The organism is Streptomyces sp. NPDC031466 (genome assembly GCF_055581265.1).
This window is the reverse complement of record NZ_JBVIJT010000004.1, coordinates 201,323-222,871: the sequence shown is the minus strand read 5'-3', so window position 1 is coordinate 222,871 and position 21,549 is coordinate 201,323. Positions and strand designations below refer to the sequence as shown.

At 72.0% G+C, this 21,549-nt stretch carries 22 protein-coding genes and 1 riboswitch; of the genes, 15 read left to right on the top strand and 7 right to left on the bottom strand.

Annotated features, from left to right (window positions below; translation table 11 throughout):
• Nucleotides 1–57: 57 nt before the first annotated feature.
• Both ACZ5GP_RS09815 and ACZ5GP_RS09810 read right to left on the bottom strand, forming a co-directional pair.
• Nucleotides 58–786: an SIR2 family NAD-dependent protein deacylase gene (locus ACZ5GP_RS09815; RefSeq protein ID WP_468750330.1), complete on the bottom strand. Its 729-nt coding sequence runs from the start codon at nucleotides 784–786 to the stop codon at nucleotides 58–60.
• 105 nt (nucleotides 787–891) lie between these two features.
• Entirely contained in the window at nucleotides 892–1,035 is a 144-nt protein-coding gene (locus ACZ5GP_RS09810) for a hypothetical protein (RefSeq protein ID WP_468750329.1), read from the bottom strand.
• Between the two features lie 361 nt (nucleotides 1,036–1,396).
• Here ACZ5GP_RS09810 and ACZ5GP_RS09805 point away from each other — a divergent pair, with 361 nt between their 5' ends.
• The 5 genes from ACZ5GP_RS09805 (at nucleotide 1,397) to ACZ5GP_RS09785 (ending at nucleotide 6,000) form a co-directional block, all read left to right on the top strand.
• On the top strand, nucleotides 1,397–3,238 hold the full coding sequence (locus tag ACZ5GP_RS09805) for a sensor histidine kinase (protein WP_468750328.1): 1,842 nt from the start codon (nucleotides 1,397–1,399) through the stop codon (nucleotides 3,236–3,238).
• A gap of 123 nt (nucleotides 3,239–3,361) precedes the next feature.
• A complete protein-coding gene (locus ACZ5GP_RS09800; RefSeq protein WP_358589276.1) occupies nucleotides 3,362–3,781 on the top strand; it encodes a roadblock/LC7 domain-containing protein in 420 nt (139 codons plus the stop codon).
• Nucleotides 3,778–4,140: a DUF742 domain-containing protein gene (locus ACZ5GP_RS09795; RefSeq protein ID WP_468750327.1), complete on the top strand. Its 363-nt coding sequence runs from the start codon at nucleotides 3,778–3,780 to the stop codon at nucleotides 4,138–4,140. Before ACZ5GP_RS09800 ends, ACZ5GP_RS09795 begins: the two co-directional genes overlap by 4 nt.
• On the top strand, nucleotides 4,121–4,735 hold the full coding sequence (locus tag ACZ5GP_RS09790) for a GTP-binding protein (protein ID WP_358909792.1): 615 nt from the start codon (nucleotides 4,121–4,123) through the stop codon (nucleotides 4,733–4,735). The genes ACZ5GP_RS09795 and ACZ5GP_RS09790 overlap by 20 nt, the downstream gene beginning before the upstream one ends.
• On the top strand, nucleotides 4,732–6,000 hold the full coding sequence (locus tag ACZ5GP_RS09785) for a cytochrome P450 (RefSeq protein ID WP_361084930.1): 1,269 nt from the start codon (nucleotides 4,732–4,734) through the stop codon (nucleotides 5,998–6,000). The genes ACZ5GP_RS09790 and ACZ5GP_RS09785 overlap by 4 nt, the downstream gene beginning before the upstream one ends.
• Nucleotides 6,001–6,045: 45 nt before the next feature.
• On the opposite strand, the gene ACZ5GP_RS09780 is transcribed toward ACZ5GP_RS09785, so the two are convergent.
• Nucleotides 6,046–7,272 (bottom strand): cytochrome P450, encoded by a 1,227-nt coding sequence (locus ACZ5GP_RS09780; protein WP_468750326.1) that lies wholly within the window; start codon nucleotides 7,270–7,272, stop codon nucleotides 6,046–6,048.
• A 201-nt stretch (nucleotides 7,273–7,473) separates the two neighbouring features.
• Here ACZ5GP_RS09780 and ACZ5GP_RS09775 point away from each other — a divergent pair, with 201 nt between their 5' ends.
• The 3 genes from ACZ5GP_RS09775 to ACZ5GP_RS09765 are packed head-to-tail and all read left to right on the top strand — an operon-like array spanning nucleotide 7,474 to nucleotide 9,948.
• Nucleotides 7,474–8,277 carry an alpha/beta fold hydrolase gene (locus ACZ5GP_RS09775; RefSeq protein ID WP_468750325.1) on the top strand — a complete coding sequence of 268 codons (804 nt, stop codon included), beginning with the start codon at nucleotides 7,474–7,476 and terminating at the stop codon, nucleotides 8,275–8,277.
• Nucleotides 8,277–9,620, top strand: coding sequence for a PP2C family protein-serine/threonine phosphatase (locus ACZ5GP_RS09770; protein WP_468750324.1), 1,344 nt, complete (start codon nucleotides 8,277–8,279; stop codon nucleotides 9,618–9,620). Before ACZ5GP_RS09775 ends, ACZ5GP_RS09770 begins: the two co-directional genes overlap by 1 nt.
• Before the next feature lies 1 nt (nucleotide 9,621).
• Entirely contained in the window at nucleotides 9,622–9,948 is a 327-nt protein-coding gene (locus ACZ5GP_RS09765; protein WP_468750323.1) for an STAS domain-containing protein, read from the top strand.
• A 20-nt stretch (nucleotides 9,949–9,968) separates the two neighbouring features.
• Here the strand turns inward: ACZ5GP_RS09765 and ACZ5GP_RS09760 are convergent, their stop codons facing one another.
• The 3 genes from ACZ5GP_RS09760 to ACZ5GP_RS09750 form a co-directional block, all read right to left on the bottom strand.
• Complete coding sequence (locus tag ACZ5GP_RS09760; RefSeq protein ID WP_468750322.1) at nucleotides 9,969–11,129, bottom strand: oxygenase MpaB family protein; 1,161 nt, start codon at nucleotides 11,127–11,129, stop codon at nucleotides 9,969–9,971.
• Nucleotides 11,130–11,213: 84 nt separating this feature from the next.
• The gene (locus ACZ5GP_RS09755) at nucleotides 11,214–12,269 is read right to left on the bottom strand and encodes a polyprenyl synthetase family protein (protein WP_468750321.1); all 1,056 of its coding nucleotides are present in this window, start codon (nucleotides 12,267–12,269) and stop codon (nucleotides 11,214–11,216) included.
• Nucleotides 12,259–12,537, bottom strand: a complete 279-nt coding sequence (locus tag ACZ5GP_RS09750) for a polyprenyl synthetase (protein WP_468750320.1) — start codon at nucleotides 12,535–12,537, stop codon at nucleotides 12,259–12,261. Before ACZ5GP_RS09750 ends, ACZ5GP_RS09755 begins: the two co-directional genes overlap by 11 nt.
• A gap of 266 nt (nucleotides 12,538–12,803) precedes the next feature.
• Nucleotides 12,804–12,987: riboswitch (cobalamin riboswitch) on the top strand.
• A 30-nt stretch (nucleotides 12,988–13,017) separates the two neighbouring features.
• Here ACZ5GP_RS09750 and ACZ5GP_RS09745 point away from each other — a divergent pair.
• The 6 genes from ACZ5GP_RS09745 to ACZ5GP_RS09720 all read left to right on the top strand — a co-directional run bounded on the left by ACZ5GP_RS09745 (nucleotide 13,018) and on the right by ACZ5GP_RS09720 (nucleotide 17,177).
• Nucleotides 13,018–13,773 carry an energy-coupling factor ABC transporter permease gene (locus ACZ5GP_RS09745; protein WP_468750319.1) on the top strand — a complete coding sequence of 252 codons (756 nt, stop codon included), beginning with the start codon at nucleotides 13,018–13,020 and terminating at the stop codon, nucleotides 13,771–13,773.
• A complete protein-coding gene (locus ACZ5GP_RS09740; RefSeq protein WP_468750318.1) occupies nucleotides 13,773–14,147 on the top strand; it encodes an energy-coupling factor ABC transporter substrate-binding protein in 375 nt (124 codons plus the stop codon). The genes ACZ5GP_RS09745 and ACZ5GP_RS09740 overlap by 1 nt, the downstream gene beginning before the upstream one ends.
• A gap of 6 nt (nucleotides 14,148–14,153) precedes the next feature.
• A complete protein-coding gene (cbiQ, locus tag ACZ5GP_RS09735) occupies nucleotides 14,154–14,903 on the top strand; it encodes a cobalt ECF transporter T component CbiQ (RefSeq protein WP_468750317.1) in 750 nt (249 codons plus the stop codon).
• Nucleotides 14,900–15,724 (top strand): energy-coupling factor ABC transporter ATP-binding protein, encoded by an 825-nt coding sequence (locus ACZ5GP_RS09730; RefSeq protein ID WP_468750316.1) that lies wholly within the window; start codon nucleotides 14,900–14,902, stop codon nucleotides 15,722–15,724. Before cbiQ ends, ACZ5GP_RS09730 begins: the two co-directional genes overlap by 4 nt.
• Before the next feature lie 128 nt (nucleotides 15,725–15,852).
• Nucleotides 15,853–16,401, top strand: a complete 549-nt coding sequence (locus tag ACZ5GP_RS09725) for an HPP family protein (RefSeq protein WP_468750315.1) — start codon at nucleotides 15,853–15,855, stop codon at nucleotides 16,399–16,401.
• 134 nt (nucleotides 16,402–16,535) lie between these two features.
• Nucleotides 16,536–17,177, top strand: coding sequence for a PepSY domain-containing protein (locus ACZ5GP_RS09720; RefSeq protein ID WP_468750314.1), 642 nt, complete (start codon nucleotides 16,536–16,538; stop codon nucleotides 17,175–17,177).
• 73 nt (nucleotides 17,178–17,250) lie between these two features.
• Here ACZ5GP_RS09720 and ACZ5GP_RS09715 read toward each other — a convergent pair whose 3' ends face one another.
• Nucleotides 17,251–19,149 (bottom strand): CASTOR/POLLUX-related putative ion channel, encoded by a 1,899-nt coding sequence (locus ACZ5GP_RS09715; protein WP_468750313.1) that lies wholly within the window; start codon nucleotides 19,147–19,149, stop codon nucleotides 17,251–17,253.
• 300 nt (nucleotides 19,150–19,449) lie between these two features.
• Between ACZ5GP_RS09715 and ACZ5GP_RS09710 the strand changes: the two genes are divergently transcribed.
• Nucleotides 19,450–21,444: a flavin monoamine oxidase family protein gene (locus tag ACZ5GP_RS09710; protein ID WP_468750312.1), complete on the top strand. Its 1,995-nt coding sequence runs from the start codon at nucleotides 19,450–19,452 to the stop codon at nucleotides 21,442–21,444.
• The last annotated feature ends 105 nt before the right edge of the window (nucleotides 21,445–21,549 follow it).

Genomic DNA, 21,549 nt, shown 5'->3' with positions numbered 1-21,549 from the left:
AGTGGACCGTGCCAAGCCCCTCGACGCATCCGCACGACGGCAACCGGCCCAGCGCGGCTACGTCAGTTCCTCGGACCGCAGCAGTTCCGGAAGGGCCGTGCCGATCGGCTCGCGCACGAGGCGATCGGCACGGTCGTCATACGGCGTCGGCTCGGCGTTGACGATGATCAGCCGTGCGCCGTGGTCGACGGCGAGCCCGGCCAGTTCGGCGGCCGGCTGGACCTGGAGGCTGGTGCCGACCGCGATGAACACCTCGCAGGCCTTGGTGATCGCCACCGCCTCGCCGAGGACCACCGGATCCAGGTGCTCGCCGAACATCACCGTCGCCGACTTCAGGACGCCCCCGCAGACCTGGCACGGCGGATCGGCCTCACCCGCCTCCACCCGGGCCAGCGCCTCCTCCATCGGAGCCCGCGCACGGCAGCCGGTGCACACCACCGACCGCGCCGAACCGTGCAGTTCGAGCACCTTGCGCTCGGGGAGGCCGGCGAGCTGGTGCAGTCCGTCCACGTTCTGGGTGATCACCCGCACGGGAACGCCGGAGCGCTCCAGGGCGGCCACCGCGTGGTGCGCCGCGTTGGGCCGGGCCCGCAGCGTGTGGGTCTCGCGGCGCATCTGCCACGACCGACGCCGGGTCTCAGGATCACCCATGTAAAAGTCGTACGTGACGAGCTTCTCGGCCCCGGGGTCGCGCCGCCACAGGCCATTGGGCCCGCGGTAGTCGGGAATGCCGGAGTCCGTGGAGATGCCCGCCCCGGTCAGCAGGGCGACAAGCGGCTTGCTCATGCGGCCGAGCGTAGGACGCGCGGTCCGGATCAGGCGAACGGATATGCGTCCGTCCCCGCTTGCCGCCCCGACCGGTGTCTCACCCGCCGAGGACCGCCGGGCACGTCACCGCCGGCGCAGCTTGCCCAGGAGGCTCTGCGCCTGGGCGCGGCGCCGCGGGTCGGCGGAGGCGCGACGAACCTGCTCCACGGTGCGCCGGCCCTGCGGACTCCGGACGAAATCCTTGATCTTCGTCATCATTCCCGGCATGACTCCTCCTAGAGCGGGGGTGAACGGTTGCGTGCACCGCTGCGTGTACCCGCTGCGGCGCGGAGTGTGCGTGCCAAGAGGCAGTCAAATACCGCCCGCGCCCGCGCGGAGCCCCCCGCGTCCGGAAAGAGTCGAACTCCTCTATCACCGAGGTGTGTTCGAAGGGGCGAGATCACGACGAACTTCCCTGCGGGGCAAGGAGTTCCACCTCGCTGACGTTCGCGCCCGGACGAGTGGCTAGCATGGCGCGATGTGAGGTCCGGAAGATCGACGTCCTCTTGGCGTCCCCTTCCGGGCCTGCGACCGATGCGCATCGATCGGCTCGCTGTCCGCCTGCACTCAAGGACCGAGGGACCGCTGAATGTCAGTGCCTGCTCCGCCCAGCCCGCGCCGCATAGCGAAGGCAGGGCGCCCCGCGTGGGCCGTGCCCGTCGGCGTGCTGGCGGTGACCGGCGGCGCCGGCGCCCTCGCGCTCGCCGCGGCACCGGCCGCCGCCCGTGGCTGGATGGCGGCCTCGACAGCGGTCGGCTGGCTGTGCCTGGCCGTCTGTCTGCTCGTCGGCTCCGCCGCCGGGCAGCGCGCCCGCCGCTCGGCCGCCGCCGAACACGCCGAGGCCGAAGCCCTGAAGGCCCAGCTCGGCCGCCAGGGCGCCGAGTCCGCGCACCTGGCGAACGTCACCCTCCCCATGCTCGTCAAGCAGCTGCGCGACGGTGCGCCGGCGGGGGAGGCCCTGGCGAGCACCGCGCCCCCCTCGGACGCCCAACTGCGCCAGATCGTGCACACGTTCGCCTCCGCCATGGAGGAATCGGTGCACTACGCCAAGGCCGTTGAGGCCCAGCGCGACCACGCGCAAGGACAACTGGCCCAGGCCACCGGCGAGTTCGACATGCTCACCACGGTGACCATGCCCGCCGCGATCGAGCAGCTGCGCGAGGGAGCCTCCGCCGACACCGTCCTGGCCGCGCTCCAGTGGCCGCAGAACCCCCTGCTGCGCCTGCCCGCGGAATCGTTCATCCGGGAACTCGCGCACAGCGAGCGCCGCGCCGCCGCCGCGCAGGCAGCCTCGGCCAAGGCACTGAGCCGCGTCCAGGCCAAGTCCGTGAGCATGCTCGCCGACCTGCGGGACATGCAGGAGCGCCATGGCGTCGAGGTCTTCGGCGACCTGCTGAAGCTGGACCACAGCACCTCCCAGCTCGGCCTGATGACCGACCGCCTGGCCCTGCTCATGGGCGGCCGCTCCAGCCGCGCGTGGAACAAGCCGATCGTCATGGAGAGCATCCTGCGGGGCGCCGTCGGCCGGATCTCCGCCTACCAGCGGGTACGGCTGCACTGCTCCACCACCGTCGCCGTCGCCGGATTCGCCGCCGAGAGCGTCATGCACCTGCTCGCCGAACTCATGGACAACGCGGCGAACTTCTCCCCGCCCATCGACGAAGTCCACGTCTACGTCGAGGAACGCAGCGCCGGGATCGTCGTCACCATCGAGGACAGCGGCCTGCGCATGGCCGACGCGGCCATGCGCCGCGCGGAGGAGTCCGTCTCCGGGAAGATCACGGACCTGGCCTCGCTCCAGGGCACCCGCCTCGGCCTCGCCGTCGTCGGACGCCTCGCCGCCAAGTACGGCATGAGCGTCAACTTCCGCCCCTCCTCGCGAGGCGGCACCGGCGTCGTGGTCCTCCTGCCGCCGCAGCTCCTCGCCCAGCAGCGCGACCCCGCCCCGCAGCCGCCCGTACGCCGCGACACCGTGCCGCCGACCCCGCTGCTCCCCGCCGCGCCCGCTCCGGAGGCCGAGGCGTACCCCGCCCTCCCGGAGGCTCCCGCGGCACCCCCGGCCGTCGCGCTCCCCGCCGCCGGCGCGATGCCCCCCGCAGCGCTGCCCCCGGTCGCGGACGCCACCGCCCGGCCGGCCCCGACCGCTTCCGCCGCCACGCCGAACGGCCTGCCCGTGCGCGCCCCCGGCCGCACCATGGCCGAGGCGGACCGCGAACGCCGCCAGCGCAAGGCGGCCTCCGACGCCGCATCCGCTCCGGGGACCGGGGACCTCTCCGGCGAGACGGGGCAGCCGGCGCGGGACGCCGGTGCCCGCTTCGGCGCCTTCCACCGCGCGCGCCGCGCCGGGGGCGCCCCGGCCTTCCCGACGGCCCCCGAGCCCCCGGACGCGCCCGGCCACCCCGCCGCACCCGGTCGGCCACCGGCCGAGTAGGACGAAACCCCCCGCACGGCGCCCGGGTCCGGCGCCCCCTTCCCCCTTCCCCCGCTCAAGATCGTGAGATTGGAGGCACGGGCCGGTGACTGGGCATGCCCGAAGCACCTCGCCCCACCCACCATGCAGACCACTGACAACAGCCTGACCTGGCTCCTGCAGAGCCTTCTCCAGCGCACCCCCGGCACGCGGCACGCCCTGGTGCTCTCCCGGGACGGCCTGAAGCTGTGCTGGAGCGAGCATCTGACGCTGGACCAGGCCGACCAGCTGTCGGCGATCTGTTCCGGCATCCAGGCCCTGGCCCAGGGCGCGTCCGCCGAGTTCGGCGACGGAACCGGTGGCGTCCGGCACTCCATGACCGAATTCCACGGCGGGCTGCTCTTCATCGTCGAAGCGGGGCTGGGCGCACACCTGGCGGTCATCGCGGACGAGAACGCCGACCCGGGCGTGGTGGGCCACCAGATGACCGAGCTGGTGGAGCAGATCGGGGAGCACCTGCGTGCCGAACCGCGCGCCGAGGGTGAAGGCAGCGGCTCCTCGTGACGCCGCGCAGGCCCGTGGACATCGGTGACCCGGACCGGCTCTACACGGTCACCGGCGGCCGCAGCCGGGCCGACGACGATTCGTTCGACCTGGTCACGCTGGTGGTGAGCGAGTGCGAGCCGGCCGCGGGCATGCAGTCGGAGCACGCCCGGATCCTCGACCTGTGCCGGCACCCCTCGGCCGTGGTGGAGATCGCCGCGGAACTCAAGCTGCCGATCACCGTGGTGCGGATCCTGCTGGGCGACATGCTCGCCATGGGCCGGATCACGGCCCGGCATCCCCGCGCGGCCCGATCGGTCGCCTCGATCCCCGAATCCGCCCTTCTCAAGGAGGTGCTCCATGGGCTCCGCAACCTCTGAGCTGCCTTCCCGTACCCCGCTGTCCGACACCGCCGAGACCGGGCTGAAGATAGTCGTGGTGGGCGGATTCGGCGTCGGCAAGACGACCTTGGTCCGTTCGGTCAGCGAGATCCGGCCGCTGAACACCGAAGAGGTGATGACGCAGGCCGGTGTCGGCGTCGACGAGACGACCGAGGTGGCCGCCAAGACCACCACGACGGTGGCCTTCGACTTCGGCCGGATCAGCCTCAACGAGCGCGTGGTGCTCTATCTGTTCGGGGCCCCGGGCCAGGAGCGCTTCTGGTTCCTGTGGGACCGCCTCTTCTCCGGCACGCTGGGCGCCGTCGTCCTGGTCGACACCCGGCGGATGGACGACTCCTGGTACGCGATCGACCGCCTCGAACACCACAAGACGCCGTTCGTGGTGGCGGTCAACAGGTTCGACGACGACACCTCCAGGCACTCGCTGGAGGAGATACGCCAGGCCCTCGCGCTGCCCGGGCACGTCCCTCTGATCGACTGCGACGCGAGGGTCAGATCGTCGGGCAAGGACGTCCTGATCACCCTCGTGGACCACCTCTACAAACTGGCCATGGCCCAGGAGATGACACCGTGACCGAGCCGACCGGATCCCCTTACGAGCCGAGCGCCCCGCCGCCGGGGTGTCCCGCTCACGCGGGCGGCGTACGCCTGGGCGGTCTGGAGTACCAGCAGACGCCCGCGCAGCTCTACCGCAGCCTGCGCCGCGAGCACGGCGCGGTCGCGCCGGTGCTGCTCGACGGGGACGTGCCCGCGTGGCTGGTACTGGGCTACTCCGAGGTCAGCTATGTGACCGGCCACGACGAGCTGTTCGCCCGGGACTCGCGCCGCTGGAACCAGTGGGACCGCATCCCCGCCGACTGGCCCCTGATGCCGTTCGTCGGCTACCAGCCCTCCGTGCTCTTCACCGAGGGCGAGGAGCACCGCAGGCGGGCCGGTGTGATCACCGAGGCCCTCGAAGGAGTCGACCAGTTCGAACTCGCCCGGGACAGCGGCCGGATCGCCGACCGGCTGATCGCCTCGTTCGCCGGCAGCGGCCAGGCGGAGCTGATGAGCGCGTACGCCCACGCCCTGCCCATGCGGGCCGCCGTGCAGATGTGCGGCATGCCGCACACCGGCACCGACACCCAGCAGCTCGTCGAGGACCTGCGGATCTCGCTCGACGCGGGGGAGGGCGACGACCCCGTGGCGGCGTACACCCGCGTCGGCGAGCGCATCCAGCTCCTGGTCAAGGAGAAGCGGGAGCGGCCCGGCGCGGACGTCACCTCGCGGATGCTGCTGCATCCGGCGGGCCTGACCGACGAGGAGATCGTCCAGGACCTGATCTCCATCATCGCGGCGGCCCAGCAGCCCACGGCGAACTGGATCTGCAACACGCTGCGCCTGATGCTGACCGACGAGCGGTTCGCCCTGAACGTCTCCGGCGGGCGGCTGAGCGTGGGCGAGGCCCTCAACGAGGTGCTGTGGCTCGACACGCCGACGCAGAACTTCATCGGTCGCTGGGCGGTGCGCGACACCCAGCTCGGCGGGCGGCAGATCCGGGCCGGCGACTGCCTGGTCCTCGGCCTCGCGGCGGCCAACACGGACCCGCAGATCTGGCCCGAGTCGCACGTCGGCCCGGAGAACTCCGCCCACCTCTCCTTCAGCCACGGCGAGCACCGCTGCCCCTACCCGGCACCGCTGCTGGCGGACGTCATCGCCCGCACCGCCGTCGAGACGCTCCTGGAGCGGCTGCCCGACCTCGTGCTCGCGGTGGAGCCCGAGGAGCTGACCTGGCGCCCGTCCATCTGGATGCGCGGCCTGATGTCGCTGCCGGTGCAGTTCACGCCGGTCACGCACTGAGCCCGCGCGGGGCGCCGCCCGCCCGGGCGGCGCCCCGCGTCACGGTCAGGCCGGGACGGGCGTGAACCGGACGGGCAGGGACTGCGGGCCCCGCGTGAACACTCCCTGCTCCACCGGGTCGAAGCCCTCGGCGAGCCGTACGTCGGGCATCGCGTCCAGGAGCTGGTCGACGCCGATCTCCACCTCGGCCTTGGCCAGCAGGGCACCCACGCAGAAATGCCGCCCGAGCGCGAAGGCGAGATGGTCCGCCGCGGCGGAGAACGCGGTCGTGGCGGTCAGGTCCTCCCGGAAGATGTCGAAGCGGTCCGGGTCGCGGTAGCGCCGCTCGTCACGGTTGGCGGAGCCGATCAGGCAGGTCACGGTGGCCCCGGCGGGCACGGTGCCACCGGACAGCTCCACATCGGTCGCCGACTGCCGCATGATCATGTGGACGGGCGGCGTGTACCGCAGGGTCTCGGCGAACGCCCTGGCGATCAGCGTGCGGTCCCGCCGGACGGCCCGGAGCTGCTCGGGGTGCGTCAGGAGGTTGGCGAAGATGCTGGCGATCGCCTTGTCGGTGGTCTCGCCGCCGGCGGCCAGCAGCAGGCTGCAGAAGGCCTTGATGTCCTCGTCGCTCATGCGCACCCCGTCGACCTCGGCGGCGCACAGCGTGGACAGCAGATCGTCGCCGAGGTGCTCGCGGCGCTCCCGGATGATCGGGATCATGTACTCGGCGAACTCCACCCGGGTCCGTTCGCCGGCCGCCGCCACCTCCGGATCGCCCGCGAGATTGCCGAGGAAGGCGATGACGGTGGTGTACCAGCCGTGGAAGCGGGCGTGGTCGGCCTTGTCGAGGCCCAGCATGTCGGCGATCACGTTCACGGGGAAGCGGGTGGCGTAGCCCGCCACGAGGTCCACATCACCGGTGTGGCGGAAGGTGTCGATCAGTTCGCGGGAGTTGCGCTCGATGACGGGCAGGAACTTCTCCCGCAGATCGCCGCCGCGGAAGGCGGGCGCGACCAGCGCGCGCCGCACGGCGTGCTCACGGCCGCTGAGCTGGAGGATCGTCTTGCCGTGGACGGGCTCGATCTGCCAGTCGTAGTTGTCGGTGGTGAACTGCGAGCCCTTGTCCTTGAACACGCGCTCGACATCCTCGTACCGCGAGACGATCCAGCTCTGTGTCGCCTCGTGCCAAAAGAGCGGCGCGCGCTCCCGCATCGCCCGGTAGGCCGGGTAGGGGTCCTTGGCGAACTCGGGCGAGAGGATGTCGGGGACCTGCAGCGCGGCGGACATAGGGCTCCTTGGTGGGTACAGGCAACGCGCACAGGCTATTGATCACTTGCGGAGCCAGCCAGACCGCCCTGGCCTCCTGTTAAGCACTGCACTAAGGTTGGCCGAAAATGATCGTCTGCGTATGGGTCATATGACCTGCCTGCTTCCGTTTGTGGAGGCCCGGTCGACAAGTGCGATCAGTGGCCTGTGAGGATGGCCGACATGGACATTCGCCATAGGAACAACGTGACAGTCACCGGTCCCGCCGACGGGCCGGTGGTGGTCCTGGCGCACGGATTCGGCTGCGACCAGAACATGTGGCGGCTGGTGGTGCCCGCACTCGCGGAGCGCCACCGGGTCGTCCTCTTCGACTACGTCGGCTCCGGCGGCTCGGACCTGTCGGCCTGGAGCCAGGAGCGGTACTCCTCCCTCCACGGCTACGCCCAGGACGTCGTGGAGGTCTGCGAGGAGCTGGACCTGGCAGGGGCGGTGTTCGTGGGTCACTCGGTGAGCGCGATGGTGGGGGTGATGGCCGCACACGCGGCGCCGGAGCGGATCGGGGCGCTGGTGATGGTGGCGCCCTCGCCCTGCTACATCGACGACGACAGCTACCGCGGTGGCTTCACCGCCGACGACATCGACGAACTGCTCGACTCGCTGGAGTCGAACTACCTCGGTTGGTCCTCCGCGATGGCCCCGATGATCATGGGCAATCCGGAGCGCCCGGAGCTGGGGGAGGAGCTGACCAACAGCTTCTGCGCCACCGACCCCGCCATCGCCCGCGTCTTCGCCCGGACCACCTTCCTGTCGGACAGCCGCGAGGACCTGAAGAGCGTGACCGTGCCGACCCTCGTGCTGGAGTGCGCCGAGGACGTGATCGCGCCCCGCGAGGTCGGCGCGTACGTACGCGACGCGATCCCCGCCTCCCGCCTGGTCACCCTGGACGCCACCGGGCACTGCCCGCAGCTCAGCGCGCCGGAGGCCACCGCCGAAGCGATCCTCGGTTTCCTGGAGGAACGGCAGTGATGTGCCGTCCGTGCGGAGAGCCTCCGGGAGCCGGGGGCGCGGCCGGTACGAACGCCGCGTTCACGGCGCTATTGGAGGACAGCGCCGAGGACCTCTACGAATCGGCACCGTGCGGCTACCTGTCGACGCTGATGGACGGCACCATCGCCAAGATCAACTCGACGCTGCTCGGCTGGCTCGGCATGGAGCGCGACGCCGTGGTCGGCGAGATGCGCTTCGCCGACCTCCTGACCGTCGGCGGGAAGCTGTATCACGAGACGCACTTCGCCCCGCTGCTGCGCATGCAGGGTGAGCTGGGCGGCATCGCGCTGGAGATGAAGGCCACCGACGGGCGCCGGCTGCCGGTCCTGGTCTCCTCCCTGGTCAAGCACGGCAGCCACGGCGAGCCGCTGCTGATCCGTACCACCGTCTTCGACGCCTCCGACCGGCGCGCCTACGAGCAGGAACTCCTGCGCCGGCGCCAGGAGGCCGAACAGGCCCGGGCCGAGGCCGAGGAAGCACACGCCGAGGCCGAGCGGTCGCGCGCGGAGGCCGAGCAGGCGCGCCGGCAGGCCGAGGCCGACCGCGAACGGCTCGCGGACGCGCTCGCAGCCCTCCAGCAGACCCTCGTCCCCGACATGCTGCCCGACGTGCCCGGCCTCGAGACGGCGGTCTACTACCACACCGCCTCCCCGGACCTCCTGGGCGGCGACTTCTACGACCTGTTCCCCCTGGGCGGGGGACGGTGGGCGTTCTTCCTCGGCGACGTGTGCGGCAAGGGCCCCCAGGCGGCCTCGCTCACCTCGCTGACGCGCTACACCCTGCGCGCCGCCGCCCTGCACGACCCCGAGCCCGCCGTGGCGCTCGCCACCCTGAACGCCGTCCTGCACGACCGCTACACCGCCGGGGGCGACCCCCGCTACTGCACCGCCATCTTCGGCGTCATAGAACCGGACGGGGAGCGCGCCACCATCCGGCTGGCTTCCGGCGGGCACCCGCCGGCGCTGGTCGTAAGAGCGGCAGGCGACACCGACTACGTCCCCACCCCGGGGGGCCTGCTCGTGGGCGCCCTGCCGGACGCGCCCTTCAGCACGGCGGAGGCCACGCTCGGTCCCGGCGACACGCTTCTGCTCTACACCGACGGGCTCACCGAGGCCCGCGCCGGACGCAGCCGCGAGAGCATGTTCGGCGACGACGCCCTGCGCGCCTTCTTCGACGACGCCCTCTCCACCTCGGCCGATGCGGTGATCACCTCCCTGGCCAAGCTGCTGGAGGGCTTCGGTGAGGGCCTGGACGATGACACCGCCCTGCTCGCGCTCGGCGTCCCCGCCCGCCCGAGTGCCCGTCCGACACCGAAGCAGTGAGATGAGCCCACTGAACATCACTCGCCAGGACGCCGAATCCGGTCCCGTGCTGCACGTGAGTGGCGCGCTCGACTACGAGCGGTCCGCGGACCTGCGCGATCAGCTCCACACCCTGGCCCTGAGCAGCGGCCAGAGCCTGGTCATCGACCTGTCCGGCCTGGACTTCTGCGACTCCAGCGGCATCACCGCCCTGCTCGCCGCCCGACAGCGGGCCCAGGCGGCGGGCGCCGACCTCACGCTGGTCGACGTCCCGGCCAACACCCTGCGCATCCTCACCGTCGCCGGCCTGGACCAGGTCTTCGCCATCCGTTCCGGCACCGCCGGCTGAACCGCGCTCCCGGGGCCCGATCAGGAGACCGTGGACGGCGGCGGGGTCCACCGGCCGGTGCGGGGCACCGAGCCGGAGACGCCGTACTCCTTCCTGAGGTCTTCCGGAATGGCGTAGTGCATGACACGCCCGCGGGTGAGGGAGGACAGTTCCAGGGTCGCGGTGAGGCTGCCGAGGCGGTCCAGCGCCCAGGCGCCCAGCGGCGAGCGGTCCTCGATCGTCTCCAGCACCCCCAGGAGGCGGGGCACGGTCTTGACCACGGTGTCCCACGCGGTGCTCGGCACGCCCAGCCAGTCGGCGCAGGTGTCACCGACGAGGTGGCGGATGAGGGCGGAGACGATCGGGTCGAAGAAGGTGCCGGGCACGACCTCCTCGTACAGGTCGATGAGCTGCCGGGTCAGATGGACGCCTTCCGCGGAGGGCCCCATGTGACGGATCATGTACAGGTCGAGGAATTGCCGGGCCTCGTCGAGTGTCTTCGGTACGGCCTCCTGGTCGATGCCGAGCATCGCCCCGACCACACGCCAGGCGTAGTAGTACGCCTCTGCACCCTCTGTCGACATGTGGATGTTCAGCCGGTGCAGGCTGTCCAGCACGAGCAGCGAGAAGAACATCTGCCCGCCGATCAGGTCCTCCTGGCAGATCGGTGTCCCGAACACCGCGGTGTCCCAGCGGTTCTCCCGCTTGAGGTGATGCCGGATGGAGGCGTGCAGCAGCCGGACCTTCTGCGCGGCCGGGATGAAACGGCTGCCCGCCTCGAAGGCGTCGGGCCGCATCAGGTAGACGGTGAACTGGCCCGTCTCCGCCATCCGCCTGGAGGGGTACGCCAGTCCGTGGGTCGTCGACAGCAGCTTCGCCACGACCGGCACGACGTAGCAGGCGGGCATGGAGGCGAAGGACAGGGCCGTGGAGATGTGCACGTTGTTGTCGATGAAGAACAGCCGGGCCTTCTCCATCTCGCCCCAGTCCACCCACGGCGGGGGATGGCTGGTGGCCGCCAGATAGTCCCTGGCGACGTCCGGCAGCCCGTCCGGCAGGGGAGAGCCGGCGGTGGAGACGTAACGCATCAACGTGTTGAACTTGCCGACCTCCCCGCGCTCGAAGAGCGTGGCGACGGTGGCATCGGCCAGTTCGTCCCCGGGTTCGCGCAAGGCGTTCATCGATGCCTCGGTGTACAGCATGACAGGGTTCCTCGTCTTCCAAGGTGATGGCCACGGCCGAGGGAGGCAGGCCGAGGACCGGGTGGCCGCCGTCCCACGCGGGGGTCAGGACAGGCGGGCCGCCGCCGCATGCGCCAGATCGGTCAAGGCCTTGGCGGCGGGTGTCGGCAGGTCCGCTTCGTGCAGGGCGTCCAGGGCCTCCTCGACCCGGACGGAGATCATGTCCTCGATACGGTCGGGCGCCCCGAGCGCGCACATCACCTCGCGGACGGCGTGCAGATCCGCCGCGCCCGGATCGGGCCGGCCCAGCAGGGCACGCAGTTGATCCCGTTGACCGGCTCCGGCCAGGCGCCAGGTCTCGGCCAGCAGGGCCGTCGGCCGGTGCCCGCGCACGTCGTCGGCGTTGGCCTTGCCGGTGCGCTCGGGGCTGCCGAACAGGCCGAGCAGGTCGTCGCGCAACTGGAACGCCTCACCCAGCGGCAGGCCGTACGCGGTGTAGCCCGCCCGCAGCCGGCCGGCCGCACCCGCCAGCGCCCCGCCGATCAACAGGGGCTGCTCGACGGTGTACTTGGCGGTCTTGTACCGGATCACCTTCAGCGAGGCCGCGGTGTCGGGGTCGGCTCCTGTGCGTAGGATCTCCAGGCACTCGCCCGCGATCAGCTCCCGGGCCAGCGCCGACCACAGGGGGCGGGCCCGGGCCAGATAGGCGGCGGGCAGACCACTGGCGGCGAACAGCTGCCCGGCGAGCCCCATCAGCAGATCGCCCACCAGCATCGCCAGCGACCTGCCGTCGGCCGACGCGCGGGGCCGGTCGGGCACACAGCCCCGCAGGGCCACATGGGCGGTGGGGCGGCCGTGCCGCAGCGGGCTGTCGTCGATGAGGTCGTCGTGCACGACCGCGGCGGCGTGCACCAGCTCCATCGAGGCCGCCGCCCGCACCAGCGCGTCACTGTCGGGCTGGCCCACCCCGCGCCAGCCCCAGTAGCAGAAGGCCGCCCGCAGCCGCTTGCCGTCCGCGACGGCCGCCGCCAGCTGCTCGGCCACCGGATGAAGGAGGGGATCGACGTCCGCGAAGCGCTCGGCCTCCTGGCCGACGAACTCACGCAGCACCGCGTCGACGCGGTCCTTGAACCGTGCGGGTTCCCACAGGTCAGACGCCATCGGCGGCCCGCCGAGCCAGCGCGCGCCGGGCCAGGATCTCCAGGTGGGCCGGGGGCACCGCCGCGTACCGGTCCCGCACGAGGCGCCCGCGCGCCAGCAGATCGTGCTCGGCGTCCGCCGCCAGGTCCGCCGCGTCCGAGCGGTGCAGCAGCCCTCGTACCGTACCCACCGCCGTGCCCAGCGTGCTGACCCCGAGGTCGGCCAGCCCCGCCGCCAGCAGCACCGCCCGCTCGCCGAAGCCGACGATGCGGCTCGCTTCCCGCGTCATGACATTTCCCCCAGGAGGACATTCCGCCGGGGCCCATCCGCCCGGCCACCGTCTCGTGTCGCCGCTCACAGGATGACCACCCGCAGGGTGCGGCCCGGCCGAAACTCACGATCGAGTGAACGCGTCGCTCTCGTGTTGCCGACACGCCGCACGGGCGTTGCTCGAGCGAACCGGGAGTCCTCGTGGGGCCGTTCCCGCAGGGTGTCGGGCTCGTCTGACCACGATCGGAATCGCCCGGGCAAGTTGTCAGGCCCCTCCGTCGCGCACTAATGTCACCACGCCTTGGTGAACGGGAAATCCGGTGTGATGCCGGTGCGGCCCTCGCCACTGTGATCGGGAAGTCCGGCTCCAGCCCTCGCGGCAGCCACTGGGCACACATGTGCCCGGGAAGGCGGAGTCCGGTCGGTACGACCCGTCAGCCAGGAGACCGGCCAAGGCACGTTGTCCATCCACGAGGTGCTGGAGAGGGTCTGCTGAGCCATGCACATAGCCGAGGGTTTCCTCCCGCCGGCGCACGCGATCGCCTGGGGCGTAGCGTCCGCGCCGTTCGTCGTCCACGGAGTCCGTTGTCTGACCCGTGAGGTCAAGGAACACCCCGAGAGCACCCTGCTCCTGGGAGCCGCCGGGGCCTTCACCTTTGTTCTCTCCGCCCTGAAGATCCCGTCCGTGACGGGCAGTTGCTCGCACCCGACGGGCACCGGACTGGGCGCGATCCTGTTCCGGCCGCCGATCATGGCGGTGCTCGGCACCATCACACTGCTGTTCCAGGCCCTGCTGCTCGCCCACGGCGGGCTCACCACCCTGGGCGCCAACGTGTTCTCCATGGCGATCGTCGGGCCGTGGGCCGGCTACGCCGTCTACCGGCTGCTCAGGCGGTTCGACGTGCCGCTGATGGCCGCCGTGTTCTTCGGGGCCTTCGTCGCCGACCTGTCCACGTACTGCGTCACCAGTGTCCAGCTGGCCCTGGCGTTCCCGGACCCCGGCAGCGGCTTCCTCGGCGCGCTGGGCAAGTTCGGCGGGATCTTCGCCGTCACGCAGATCCCCCTCGCCGTCAGCGAGGGGCTGCTCACCGTCCTGGTCATGCGGTTGCTCGTGCAGTCCAGCAGGGGCGAACTGGCGCGGCTCGGCGTGCTGCCGCAGGCCGAACGGCCCGCCACGCCGCACGAGACCCCCGCGACGCAGGAGACCCCCGCGAAGCAGCAGGCGCACGAGACGCACAGGGAGGCCAGCGCATGATGAGCCGGAACACGAAGATCAACCTCCTGCTGCTCGTGGTCGTGGCGGCGCTCGCGGTGCTGCCCCTGGCGCTCGGGCTCGGCGACCACAAAAAGGAACCGTTCACCGGCGCCGACGCCCAGGCGGAGACGGCGATCACCGAACTCGAGCCGGACTACAAACCGTGGTTCTCACCCCTGTACGAGCCCCCCTCTGGTGAAATCGAATCCGCGCTCTTCGCCCTCCAGGCGGCCCTCGGCGCCGGCGTCCTCGCGTACTACTTCGGCCTGCGCAAGGGCCGCAGGCAGGGCGCCGAACGCCGGCAGGCACAGGAGGCCCACGCCGAGCAGCTCCCGGATGACGAGGGCGCCGAGCCCAAGACCGGGCAGCTCTGACCGGCAGTGCTGCCCATCGACGTGGCGGCGCACAGCAGTCGCTGGCGCCGCCGCCACCCCGTGGACAAGGCCGTACTCGGGCTCGGCCTCACCCTCCTCGCGATCTCCCTGCCGCCCTGGCCGGGCGCCGCCCTGGTCGCGGCCACCGCGATCGTCCTGCTGCTCGGCCCGGCGGGTGTGCCGCCGCGCAAACTGTGGCGCGCCTACCGCGTACCGCTCGGCTTCTGCGTCACCGGAGCGCTGACCCTGCTCGTCCAGCTCGGCGGCCCGGACGGGTTCGTCAGCCTTGCGGAGTCAGGGCCCGCGCGGGCGGGAGGCCTGCTCCTGCGCACCTCGGCGGCCTCGCTCGGCGTGCTCCTGTTCGCCTTCACCACCCCGATGTCGGATCTGCTGCCCCGCCTGGTCAAGGCGGGCATCCCGGCGCCCGTCGTGGACGTCGCCCTGGTGACCTACCGGATGAGCTTCCTGCTCCTGGACGCCATGACCCGCATCCGCCAGGCGCAGGCGGCACGCCTCGGCCACACCACACGGGCCGCCGCCTGGCGCTCCCTCGCGGGTCTGGGCGCCACGTCGTTCGTGCGGGCCTTCGACCGGGCGAGCCGGCTGCACGGCGGACTCGCCGGACGCGGTTACGACGGCACCCTGCGGGTGCTGGTGCCCGAGGCCCGCGTCTCGCGGCGGTTCGTGGGAGCGGGCGTGGCACTCCTGGCGGTCCTGACCGCCCTCACCTTCGTCATGGAAAGGCTTCTTGGATGAGCGAGCCCCTGCTGGTGCTGCGCGGCGCCTCCTACGCGTACGAGGACGGGCCGGCCGTCCTCAGCGACCTGGACTTCGACGTGGCCGAGGGCAGGGCACTCGTGCTGCTCGGGCGCAACGGCAGCGGCAAGACGACCCTCATGCGGCTGCTGAGCGGCGGCCTGCGACCGGACACCGGTCACCTGAGGGCCGACGGCACCCCGGTCACGTACGACCGCAAGGGTCTGACGCGGTTGCGGACCACCGTTCAGCTGGTCGTCCAGGACCCGGACGACCAGTTGTTCGCCGCCTCGGTGGAACAGGACGTGTCCTTCGGGCCGCTGAACCTCGGTCTGCCCGATGCCGAGGTCCGCGCGCGCGTCGCCGAGGCGCTCGCGGCCCTGGACATCAGCGCCCTGGCCGACCGCCCCACCCATCTCCTCTCCTACGGCCAGCGCAAACGGACCGCGATCGCGGGGGCCGTGGCGATGCGTCCACGCCTGCTGATCCTCGACGAACCGACAGCGGGCCTCGACCCCGACGGCCAGGAGCGCCTGCTCGCCACCCTGCAGGGCCTGCGGGACACCGGGACCACCGTGGTCATGGCCACCCACGACGTGGACCTGGCCCTGCGATGGGCGGACGACGCGGCCCTGCTGACGCCCTCGGGGGTGTGCACCGGCCCGGTGGCGGACATGCTGGCCCGCCGGGACCTGCTGGCCCAGGCGGGGCTGCGCCTGCCGTGGGGCATCGCCGTCGCGGAGCTGCTGCGGGCGCACGGGCTCCCGGCCGGCGCGGGGGAGGGCCCGCGTACTCCGGAGGAACTCGCGGCCCTGACATGAGAGCGGCTGACGGCACCCCTGACCTGCGGCGACGACAGGGAGAAGCGTAGAATTGCGGGCGTTTGCCCTTCTCCTCACCTGCCGCGCGGGGCTCCCCTGACGGCCGAGCCCCGAAAAAGATCACTTCTTTGAGCATCGATGAAGCCATAGAGGCGCCGCTTTCGCCTGCCGGGCCCCGCGTCCTGGACCGCCTCGCGGGCCGCGCCCCGGCCCCGCCGCCGCCGCGCACCGCCGCCCACAGCGCCGGCGCCGTCACCGCCGTCCTGCTGGCCCTGGTCGCCGTGGGCTCGCTCATCCACGAGCCCGTGCTGATACCCCCGCTCGCGGCATCGGCCGCGATCATCCACGGTGCGCCCGGACTGCCGCTGGCCCAGCCGCGCAGCGTGGTCGTCGGCCACCTGCTGTGCGCCGGTGTCGGATACGGGGTGCTCGGCATCGCGGGCGGTTCACCGTGGGCGGCGGCGATAGCGGCCGGGATCGGCCTGGCCGTGATGACGGTGGCCCGCACCCCGCACTCGCCCGCGTGTGCGACCGCCGTGGTGATCGTCCTGCACGCGCCGGCGCCCTGGACCTTCGTACCGCTGCTGCTGGGGTCGGCCGTCCTGCTCGTCGTGACCGGCTGGGCCGCCTCACGGGTACGCCCGGGCAGCCCCCGCTACCCCGCCTATTGGTGGTAGGCCCGGTCCCTCTGATGGTGCACATCCCCCTTCTGGCACCTCTTTTGCGGGCATCTGCGATATATGTCGCTTAACGTGCCCTCATGGTCACCACAGACAGAAACTCTGCTCAGAGGCGTCGGCGACTCCCGGTCGTGCGCGGCACCGGACTGGTGTGCGCGGCGGCCGCGACGGCGGTCCTGCTCACCGGCTGCGGCGATGACGACGACGGGAACGACACGAAGAGCGACGCGGCCACCGCGCGGACTGCCGCGGTCACACCGTCCGTCTCGGGGAGCGGTTCCCCGCTGACCGAGGACCAGGACGAGCGCAAGGCGCTCATCCCGAAAGTGAAGACGGGCCACGAGGAGGCCCTGCGCACCGCGGTGGGCGCGGTGGACGGCTCCAAGCCGGTCTCCCTCGAACTCAAGGGGCCGCCGGAGGCTCCCAAGTGGGAGGCCGAGGTGGCGACGGGCGACGGTGCCAAGCACCTGCTGGACATCGACGCGGTCACCGGCAAGGCCGGCAAGGCCCGGGCGGACGCGGACCAGGACACCGACGACAAGCGGGAACTGGCGGCCCTGCTGAAGAAGGCCACCGTCACCGCGCAGCAGGCCGCCCGGACCGCCACCGACAAGACCAAGGGCACCGTCAGTTCCGTGGAACTCGACGACACGGACGGCGGCGCGCCGAAGTGGTCCGTCGACGTCGTGACGACCGAGGACTGGAACAAGACGACGTTCGACATCGACGCGACCAACCGCAAGATGCTGCGGGAACACGTCGACAAGGACTGACCCCGCGGACGCGGCCCGCACACGGGACGGCTCACGTCGGCCCGCGTGCGGGCCGCGTCCGTGAGGCCGCCCGTCAGTCCCTGCCGATGACGACCACTTCGTCGTCGTCCGTCCAGCGGCGCCGCTCGTCCTTGGGCGGATTGATCCGCACCCCGTAGCCGAGGCTCATCGACGGGTCGCCGTGCGTCCGGTAACCGATGGCGCACTCCTGGCGCTGCCGTGCCGCCGCCACGACCGTGGCGAAGGACGTCTCGCTCCCCGGCAGCACATAGTCGGTGGCCGGCCGCAGGCGGACCCCGGTGCCGTCGGCCGAGAACAACTCCTCGAACACCGCCGCCAGGTGCCGGTTCTGCGAGATCTGTGCCATGAGCAGACCGATGAGCTTGCCACTGATGATCACGTCGGCACCGGGGCCGATGGGGGCCAGCGCCCGGTTGCGGTCGTCGACCAACTCGGTGACGACCGGCAGTTCGCGCCCGGTCGTCTCCTCCAGTTGACGCAGCAGCAGGAGGGTGACGAGCGTGCGGTTGTCGGGGTCGTCCGGCGACGGGCCGGGAGCGGGATCCCGGCCGAGCACGATCACGCTGTCGTAGGAGCAGACGTCCAGGCGGCGCAGCGTTTCGGGACGGGTGACATCCCCGTGGTGCAGGGTCAGGCTCAGCTCGTTGCCGCTGTCCGCGTCGGCCTCGTCCACCTGCCGCACGGTCGCCTCACCGTGGTCGGTCACCACGTCGACGGCCGATCCGGGCCGGGAGCGGCGTCGCAGCTGGTCGACCATGAGCGGCGCCCGGCGGTTCCAGCCCAGGAGGAGAACCCGCTCCGCTCGCGCGGGAGTCGGCGGGCCGGATGCCATGACCGCCTCCTCGACCAGCCCGGCGCAGTCGTCCAGCCAGACCGTGTCGTCGTCACGGGAGACGACGATGAGCAGGTCGTCGGGAGCGATGAGCGTCTCCGGCGCCGGGTTGAGCAGGGGCAGCTCCCCTCGCATCACCCCGACGACGCTCGACGTGGTGTAGGACAGCAGCGCGTCGCCGAACGGGCGACCGACCAGGGCCGCCTCGCTGGCCAGGTAGAACTCGTCGCCGGCGAAGTCGAGGAGTTCCTGGTGGACGAGGGAGAGCCCGGGATGGCGCGCCGCCTGGACGATCAGCCGGGCGGTGACGGTGTCGCTCTCCAGGATGACGCCGCCCGGCCCGGCGGCGAGTTGGGCGGCCAGCCGGTAGCGGTCGTCCCGGACGGCGGCGACCACGGCCGGCCGGCTGGCCACCTCGGACAGGGCCGCCCTGAGCGCCAGCAGCGTCTTGACCACCTCCGCGTCGGCGGCGGGCTCGTCGTGCGGCATGACCAGCACCACACCGGCCTTGGCCGGGTTGGTCAGGGGTAACACGGCCGGGTCGGTGGTGGGCCCGCTGCGGCAGATCAGCCGCGTACGGCCGAGGGGGCCCACTTTCGTGTTCAGGGCCTCCTCCATGACGGTCTTGTCCCGGTCGGCCAGCACGACCACCGCCGCCCGCCGCTGGTTGGCATTGGCGGCCACCAGTTCGCTCACCACCGTGAACACCTGCTCCGACCACCCGAGGACCACGGCGTGCCCTTCTTCGAGCACGGTGGAACGGCCCCGGCGCAGCGCGGTGAGCCGCTCCGTCAGCGCCGTGGTGATCAGGCCGACGAGGGCCGAGACGTACAGCAGGGTGACCAGCGCCAGCAGCACCGACATCGCCACCCGCAGCGGGGGACCCGTCGCACCGCCGAGCCGCAGCGTCCTGCCGGTGTGGCGCCACACCTGCGCCAGCCGGCCCGCCAGGGACGCCGACACGTCGGGGTCGGTCCAGGCCAGCACCGCACTGGCCGGGAGGACGATGACCAGGCACAGCAGCGCCATCCAGGCGACGAGCACGGCGGCACCGCGGGCCAGCGTGCTGTCGAACCAGTACCGGGCCCTGCCACCGAACAGCGTGCGCCGCTGCGCCACCCTTCCCCCTCCACCTCGTCGCCCGCTCGCAGGACCGCGTCGGCGCCGCCCACCTGATGCACCGCGCAGGCCGCCGGAGAGCACGGATGTGGACACTCATACCGCAGTGTCGGGGGATCGATCGCCGCGGCAGACGGAGAACGCCCGGCGTTCATCCCTTCGGGTTCCCCGGACCTCAGGAGCCCTCGCACCGCGGCGCGCCCCGTCGTGACGTCAGGGTTCGCCGCCGCTTAGTTCCTTCGGGTCAATGCCCGGGCCAGGGGAGGACGCCCGGTCACCGCCACCTGTACAAAGACGGCCATGACTGAAGATCACGCGGTGGTGCGTTCAGACGGCGGTCTCTCCCGCAGGAGTTTCGCGGCGGTGGCCGGTACGGCCACGGTGGCCACGGCCCTGTCCGGCGGCTCCGCCGCGGCTGTGCCCGCACCGGCCGCCCCGGGCGACAACCGTGGCGCCGACTTCGACCGGTGCCTGGCCGTGGCCCGCGCACTCCTCGTACTGGACTCCGACGACCGTCCCCTCGTCCCGCGCTACCAGGAAGTCCTGCAGAAGGGGCTGCCGTCCCAGCGACGGACACGGCCCAAGAACGTCCTGGTCGTCGGCGCCGGCCCGGCCGGACTCGTGGCCGCCTGGCTGCTGAGGAGGGCCGGGCACCGCGTGACGGTGCTGGAGGCCAACGGCAACCGGGCGGGCGGACGCGTCAAGACCTTCCGCCGCGGTGGCCACGAGAACGCCGAGCAGCCCTTCGCCGACCCCCGCCAGTACGCCGAGGCGGGCGCGATGCGCCTCCCGGGCAGCCACCCCCTGGTCATGGAACTGATCGACCAACTCGACCTGAAGAAGCGGCGTTTCCACTACGTGGACGTCGACAGCGAGGGGCGCCCCGCCCACCGCACCTGGATCCACGTCAACGGCATCCGTGTGCGGCGCGCCGACTACGCCCGCGCACCCCGTCGCGTGAACCGCTCGTTCGGTGTTCCCCGCGCCCACTGGGACACCCCGGCCGCCGTGATCCTGCGCTCCGCGCTGGACCCGGTGCGCGACGAGTTCAGCTCCCTCGACCACGACGGCAACCGCGTCGACAAACCGCTCCCCGAGCGGCTGCGGGGCTGGGCCCGGGTGGTGCAGCGGTTCGGTGACTGGTCGATGTTCCGCTTCCTCACCGAACACGCCGGCCTCGACGAACGGACCATCGACCTGATCGGCACGCTGGAGAACCTCACCTCCCGCCTCCCGTTGTCCTTCATCCACAGCTTCATCGGCTCCTCCCTCATCAGCCCCAGCACGCCCTTCTACGAGTTGGAGGGCGGCACCGCCGTGCTGCCGGACGCCCTGCTGGAACGCGTCGGCGAGGACGTGCGCTTCGACCGCCGGGTGACGCGCATCCAATACCACCACCCCGACCGCCCCTCACCGGACGCCGAGCACGTCCGTGGCAAGGGCCCGCACGTATGGGTGGACACCGTCTCGGAGGGTCGCGGCCGCCCGGTCGTCCGCGAGCAGTTCACCGCGGACGTCGCCGTGGTCACGGTGCCGTTCTCCGGACTGCGCCACGTACAGGTGACCCCGCCGCTGTCGTACGGCAAACGCCGGGCGATCACCGAACTGCACTACGACAGCGCGACCAAGGTGCTGCTGGAGTTCAGCCGCCGCTGGTGGGAGTTCGACGAGGCCGACTGGAAGCGGGAGCTGCGCCGGATCGACCCCGGGCTGTACGACGCCTACCGCACCGGCCGGGCGACGGCCGACGGCGGCCTGCTCGGGGCCCACCCGTCCGTACCCGACGGACACATCACGGCGGGCCAGCGCACCCACTACGCCGCCAACCGCGCGATCGCCCGCGAACAGCCGGAGGCGGTCGACGTCACGGGCGGCGGCTCGGTGTCGGACAACGCCAACCGGTTCATGTTCCACCCCTCCCACCCGGTCCCGGGCAGCGCGGGAGGCGTGGTCCTGGCCTCCTACAGCTGGGCGGACGACGCGCGGCGCTGGGACTCGCTGGACGACGACGCGCGGTACCCCTACGCGCTGTGCGGCCTCCAGCAGGTCTACGGCCAGCGCATCGAGGTCTTCTACACCGGTGCGGGCCGCACCCAGAGCTGGCTGCGCGACCCCTACGCCTATGGGGAGGCGTCCGTGCTCCTGCCCGGCCAGCACACCGAGCTGCTGCCCGCCATCCCGGTGGCCGAGGGGCCGTTGCACTTCGCCGGCGACCACACGTCCGTCAAACCCGCGTGGATCGAGGGCGCCCTGGAGTCCGCCGTGCGCACGGCCTTGGAGATCCACACCGGGTGAGCCGCGCGGTCCGTCGGCCGTGAGAGTACTCCCGTCGGCGGCGCGGGCCGGCCCAGGACGGCCTCGGGCGGCCCGCGTTGTCGACGGCCCTACCTCCCCGGCCCG

Coding starts and splice junctions, on each gene's coding strand:
- ACZ5GP_RS09815 (WP_468750330.1), bottom strand. CDS start 786: ATGAGCAAGCCGCTTGTCGCCCTGCTGACCGGGGCGGGCATCTCCACG.
- ACZ5GP_RS09810 (WP_468750329.1), bottom strand. CDS start 1,035: ATGCCGGGAATGATGACGAAGATCAAGGATTTCGTCCGGAGTCCGCAG.
- ACZ5GP_RS09805 (WP_468750328.1), top strand. CDS start 1,397: ATGTCAGTGCCTGCTCCGCCCAGCCCGCGCCGCATAGCGAAGGCAGGG.
- ACZ5GP_RS09800 (WP_358589276.1), top strand. CDS start 3,362: ATGCAGACCACTGACAACAGCCTGACCTGGCTCCTGCAGAGCCTTCTC.
- ACZ5GP_RS09790 (WP_358909792.1), top strand. CDS start 4,121: ATGGGCTCCGCAACCTCTGAGCTGCCTTCCCGTACCCCGCTGTCCGAC.
- ACZ5GP_RS09780 (WP_468750326.1), bottom strand. CDS start 7,272: ATGTCCGCCGCGCTGCAGGTCCCCGACATCCTCTCGCCCGAGTTCGCC.
- ACZ5GP_RS09775 (WP_468750325.1), top strand. CDS start 7,474: ATGGACATTCGCCATAGGAACAACGTGACAGTCACCGGTCCCGCCGAC.
- ACZ5GP_RS09770 (WP_468750324.1), top strand. CDS start 8,277: ATGTGCCGTCCGTGCGGAGAGCCTCCGGGAGCCGGGGGCGCGGCCGGT.
- ACZ5GP_RS09765 (WP_468750323.1), top strand. CDS start 9,622: ATGAGCCCACTGAACATCACTCGCCAGGACGCCGAATCCGGTCCCGTG.
- ACZ5GP_RS09760 (WP_468750322.1), bottom strand. CDS start 11,129: ATGCTGTACACCGAGGCATCGATGAACGCCTTGCGCGAACCCGGGGAC.
- ACZ5GP_RS09755 (WP_468750321.1), bottom strand. CDS start 12,269: ATGGCGTCTGACCTGTGGGAACCCGCACGGTTCAAGGACCGCGTCGAC.
- ACZ5GP_RS09750 (WP_468750320.1), bottom strand. CDS start 12,537: ATGACGCGGGAAGCGAGCCGCATCGTCGGCTTCGGCGAGCGGGCGGTG.
- ACZ5GP_RS09745 (WP_468750319.1), top strand. CDS start 13,018: ATGCACATAGCCGAGGGTTTCCTCCCGCCGGCGCACGCGATCGCCTGG.
- ACZ5GP_RS09740 (WP_468750318.1), top strand. CDS start 13,773: ATGAGCCGGAACACGAAGATCAACCTCCTGCTGCTCGTGGTCGTGGCG.
- ACZ5GP_RS09730 (WP_468750316.1), top strand. CDS start 14,900: ATGAGCGAGCCCCTGCTGGTGCTGCGCGGCGCCTCCTACGCGTACGAG.
- ACZ5GP_RS09710 (WP_468750312.1), top strand. CDS start 19,450: ATGACTGAAGATCACGCGGTGGTGCGTTCAGACGGCGGTCTCTCCCGC.